The organism is Reichenbachiella sp. MALMAid0571, assembly GCF_040151475.1.
Taxonomy (GTDB): domain Bacteria; phylum Bacteroidota; class Bacteroidia; order Cytophagales; family Cyclobacteriaceae; genus CAXBNB01.
Map to the genome: position 1 here is coordinate 1 of NZ_JBDKWG010000152.1, position 4,704 is coordinate 4,704.

At 39.3% G+C, this 4,704-nt stretch carries 3 protein-coding genes; 1 reads left to right on the plus strand and 2 read right to left on the minus strand.

Annotated features, from left to right (window positions below):
- Positions 1 to 352: 352 nt before the first annotated feature.
- Positions 353 to 2,029: an alanine/glycine:cation symporter family protein gene (locus AAOP42_RS23150; RefSeq protein WP_349530974.1), complete on the plus strand. Its 1,677-nt coding sequence runs from the start codon at positions 353 to 355 to the stop codon at positions 2,027 to 2,029.
- Between the two features lie 32 nt (positions 2,030 to 2,061).
- Here AAOP42_RS23150 and AAOP42_RS23155 read toward each other — a convergent pair whose 3' ends face one another.
- Both AAOP42_RS23155 and AAOP42_RS23160 read right to left on the minus strand, forming a co-directional pair.
- On the minus strand, positions 2,062 to 3,528 hold the full coding sequence (locus AAOP42_RS23155; RefSeq protein ID WP_349530975.1) for a sulfatase family protein: 1,467 nt from the start codon (positions 3,526 to 3,528) through the stop codon (positions 2,062 to 2,064).
- A 119-nt stretch (positions 3,529 to 3,647) separates the two neighbouring features.
- Complete coding sequence (locus tag AAOP42_RS23160; RefSeq protein WP_349530976.1) at positions 3,648 to 4,463, minus strand: alpha/beta hydrolase; 816 nt, start codon at positions 4,461 to 4,463, stop codon at positions 3,648 to 3,650.
- Positions 4,464 to 4,704 lie beyond the last annotated feature (241 nt).

Sequence of the window (4,704 nt, forward strand, 5' to 3'; positions counted from 1 at the left end):
TTAGGTACTTGTTCACATGCTTTTTCAATGATTGTTTTACTTTTTTTTCATAACTTCAATTCTTATTTTGTGAACTCCGAAGTTAGAAGTTCTTTGGCATTCCCCGAAGGGCTTCCGACGAAGGAGGTTCGTTCAACAAGGTGTATGACAGCCTGAATGTAGAAACGAAAAAAGTGCATGCTTATGGCCGGATGTGGGGTATCTGGCTGAACAAGGGAGAAAAGGTGTATTAATCATTTTTACATGCCTTTTTCTTACCATTTACATAATACTCCATTTCAAAGTTTCATAACTCACTATATTTCATATTTTTGTTGATTGCTTAAAAATCTAAACCTAAACAGACTTTTCCATGCAGCAACTCAACGAAATATTGTCCTTAATAGATAGTTTTATAGGAAGCTCTTTTTGGTTTCCTTATGCTTTATTGGGCACAGGTATCTTTTTCACTTTCTATCTCAAGTTTCCTCAGATTCGATATTTCGGTTTTGCTGTCAAAGTAGTGAAAGGAAAGTTCGATAAGGCAGGTGATGAAGGAGATACTTCTCATTTTCAGGCATTGACTACAGCTTTGTCGGGGACTGTAGGAACCGGTAATATTGCAGGTGTGGCATTGGCGGTGCATATTGGAGGACCCGCTGCACTGTTTTGGATGCTTATGACAGCAGCAGTAGGTATGTGTACCAAATTTGTTGAGGTTACCTTGTCGCACAAATACAGAGAAAAAACCGGAGATGGTACTATGGGAGGCGGTCCCATGTATTTTATGAAAAACAAAATGAATATGGGATGGCTGGCTGTTGTGTTCGCTATAGCCACAGTACTTTCTTCATTTGGTACAGGGAGTTTGCCACAGATCAATAGTATTGCCAACTCTTTGTTTGCCACATTTGGTATCAATCATATTGTGACTGGAGCTGTATTGGCAGTCTTGCTTGGTTTCGTAATTATTGGTGGTATCAAAAGAATAGCTGCTGTTACAGAAAGATTAGTCCCTGCGATGGCTGTAGTCTATTTTATTGGGGCATTTGCTGTTATATTTTATAACATTGGAAATATTATACCTTCATTTATTTCAATATTTTCAGATCTGTTTACAGGTACAGCTGCAGCAGGTGGATTTTTGGGTTCATCCATAGCATTTGCGTTCAATAAAGGTGTAGGCCGTGGGTTGTTTTCCAACGAAGCAGGACAAGGTAGCGCACCCATTGCCCATGCTTCAGCCAAAGCGCATGAGCCTGTATCGGAAGGTATGGTTGCCATTTTGGAACCATTTATTGATACAATTGTGATCTGTACTATCACTGGTTTGGTATTACTTTCATCGGGAGTCTGGAATGAAAAGCATATCAATGATTTTCAGGTATCGGATATGGAAATCATTTCCGGAATCAACTATTCGGATCAAACAGATGAAGGTTCCGCTATATTGTATCAGCATATTTCGGGTGAAAGTCCATTGCCTTTATTCGAAGGAAAACTGAATGTGCAAAATGGAAAAATTCAAAATGAAGTAGCGATTTTAAACTCTCGCTCACTTGCGGAGGAAGTCGAAATTTTTGAAGGAGATGGACGCTATACTGGTACAATTGCAGTGTCAGCAGGTAAGCCTGTGGACAGTGACGAAATATTTCGAGGCAAGTCTCTGGTGCACAGTGCACCTTTGACTACCATCGCTTTTACCAGAGGTTTCTTTGGCGACTTTGGGCAATACATAGTTTCTATTGGCCTGTTGCTTTTTGCATTTAGTACGGCTATTTCATGGTCTTACTATGGAGACCGGGCTATGACATTTCTGTTTGGGAGCAAATCCGTGATTTATTTCAGGGTAGTTTATGTTATCGGATTTTTCCTTGCCGCATTTACTGACACTACCATCATCTGGACACTTTCTGGAATTACAATTGCGTTGATGACTCTACCCAACCTTTTTGGTTTGATTTATCTGAGAAAGGACATTAAATCTACTATCGACACTTATTGGAAGGATTTTAAAGAAGAGTGGCCGGATGAAAAAACTCCAGAGTAAAGGTAAATCAAGATGCGCTTAGGTGAAAGTTGTTAAAAAACATCTTTCACATTTAAGGCTTCTGCATTGGAAGACTTTCCTGGCATTTCTCCTCTGATTTTAAAATCTTTTTGATCAGATTTTTCTCCCGTTCTGGAATACCAATCTTTGGTAAGAACAGCGGGAATATTGTCTTTGGTTTTAGACTTCCATTTTTTGAGAGTCTTTTTTAGCTCATCATGAATTGTTTTGTATTTTGGATTTCCAATCAAATTATTTGTTTGAAGTGAATCTGTTTTGCAATCAAACAACTCTTCCCCCGGGCGTGGAGCCATGAATATATCCTTTTGAGGTTGTGTCAACTTGTTGGCATCTCTGTGCTCTACCAGTTCTGCAAAAGACGGGCTTCTCACAGCATCAAGAGGCCCCTGATTTGCCAATTGTGGCCTGGAGTTTACAATATACATGAAATTGGAATTCCTTACCATCCGTTCATATGCTTCGTAATCGTGCCAGTTGTGTTCAGCAAAGACAAAATTTCTAAACTTGTCGTTGGGATTTTTGAGTAAATCTTCAAAATTCTTTCCTTGGAAGGATATTGGTTGTTCCGATTGGCTCAAAGCCACCACAGTAGGAGCTATGTCCACTGCACTTACCAGACTAGAGCATACGGCTCCTTTCGTTGAGATGCTTGCTGGCCAACTCACAATAAAGGGCGTCTTGATGCCACTGTCATACAGACGTGTTTTGTCACGAGGAAATGGACGCCCATTGTCCGCCATTATGATTATTACCGTGTTTTCAAGTACTCCCTGCAATTCAAGTTCTTTCTCTACTTTTCCTATGTAATGATCAAAGCGTTTGATTTCATCATAATATTTAGCTAAGTCTTTGCGTGTTTCTTCTCCATTTATAAGTGTTGGAGGTGGTACTACATTCTTTTCAGTATGTGTTGCTGAAAATTCATTTTCTCCCCAGATTCGATGTGCATCATACGCTGCATACCAAAAAAAGAAAGGCTTTCCTTTTTCTCTGTTTTGTAACACATCGACCCATTGCTCTTCTCCTCCATCACCGTTTTCACTGTGTTTTTCTATAATGGTATCAAAACCTGATTTTATTTTCTTTCCCATGTGCCATTTTCCTGCTTGAGCAGTATGGTATCCGTTTTCTTTGAGTACACTGCCAATGGTAGCAAAATCTACTGTTGGTTCTGTATGCAACTCAGCCGCACCTGTGTTGTGAGGATATCGGCCTGTCATTATGCTTATCCTGCTTGGGCTGCACGAACTGGTGGTCAGGTAAAAGTTGGTGAACTTCAACCCACGGGAAGCTATTCGGTCAATATTTGGCGTTTGCACTTCTTTATTGCCATAGCAGCCAAAGTCATTCCAACTGATGTCATCTGCTATGAAAATAATGACATTGGGCTTTTGTGGCTCAGTGAGTTGGCTCCATCCAAATATGGGATTTATTACAGTTAAAAAGATTAAAAAAAATATATTTTTTGTTTTTACCATAGCATGTGCTTGTTTGGTTTAGTTACCAGAGACAAATATAAAGCAGATAGTGGTAAGATTTGAGGAAGGAATGGGACTCAGATAGATGTTTGTAGCTTACAAGACTGGTAGAGTCATGATTACTTTCCTTTCATTTTTACAATTCTCCTGACTTCATTTATGAGCAGAGGGAAAGCAGGTTCAGTCATTCCATGACCGTATCCATCCATCTCAAAAAGTTGTGTTTGTTTGTGCCCTGCTACTTTCATCATTCTGTAGAGATAGGCATTTTCTTCATATCGACCGAGCATTTCCAGTTCCCGGTCGCCGGTAATCAAAAGGAGGGGAGGAGCATCAGCACGTACATGAAACAATGGTGCAAGTTTGTCAACAATTGGTTGTTTTCCATCAATACCCATTTCTTCCCTTACCGTAAAATGTGTGATGGTGTGTCCACTAAATGGAATTAATCCCGCAATCTGATTGGCATCTATGTCGTGCATGGCCAGATAGCTTTTATCCAAGCCGACCATGCTTGCCAAATAGCCTCCTGCAGAGTGCCCGGAAATGAAAATCAAAGATGGATCTCCACCATAGTCTTTAATGTTTTTAAATACCCAGGCAACTGCAGTAGCGGCATCTTCAATGTATGTAGGAGCTTTTATTTTCGGATAAAATCTATAATTTACTGCTACAATTGCCATTCCCTGTTTTTTTAAACGCTCGGGAATATATTTATTTCCACTGGTAAGCCCACCACCATGAAACCATACCACTGTAGCATAGCCTCCTTTGTTATCCGGGTAGTAAATATCAAGTACACAGCGTTCATTGATATATGCATCTGTTTGCTTACCGGCATAGGGTATATCTTTAACCAATTTATACTCATCATTTTGACAATATACCTGAGTGTAAAAGCCAATAAGAAGGCTCAGGATTACTAATTTTTTCATAGTAGGAATAGTATTTTCACAATGTGGTTATTCATTTGTCTAAATTCAAGAACTATCGATATTAGCTGTTTTATAACGAAATTTCAGGAGAATCAAATTTAAAATTACTGACATCCGACTAAATTCTATTTTTCACAAAAAGGTCTTGTAGAAGTTGAATTAAGGATCTTTTCCTAGGTTCTCATAAACACCCCCACTTGTAGGATCGAACATGTTGAGTTGTACTATCTGTAGGTTTCTG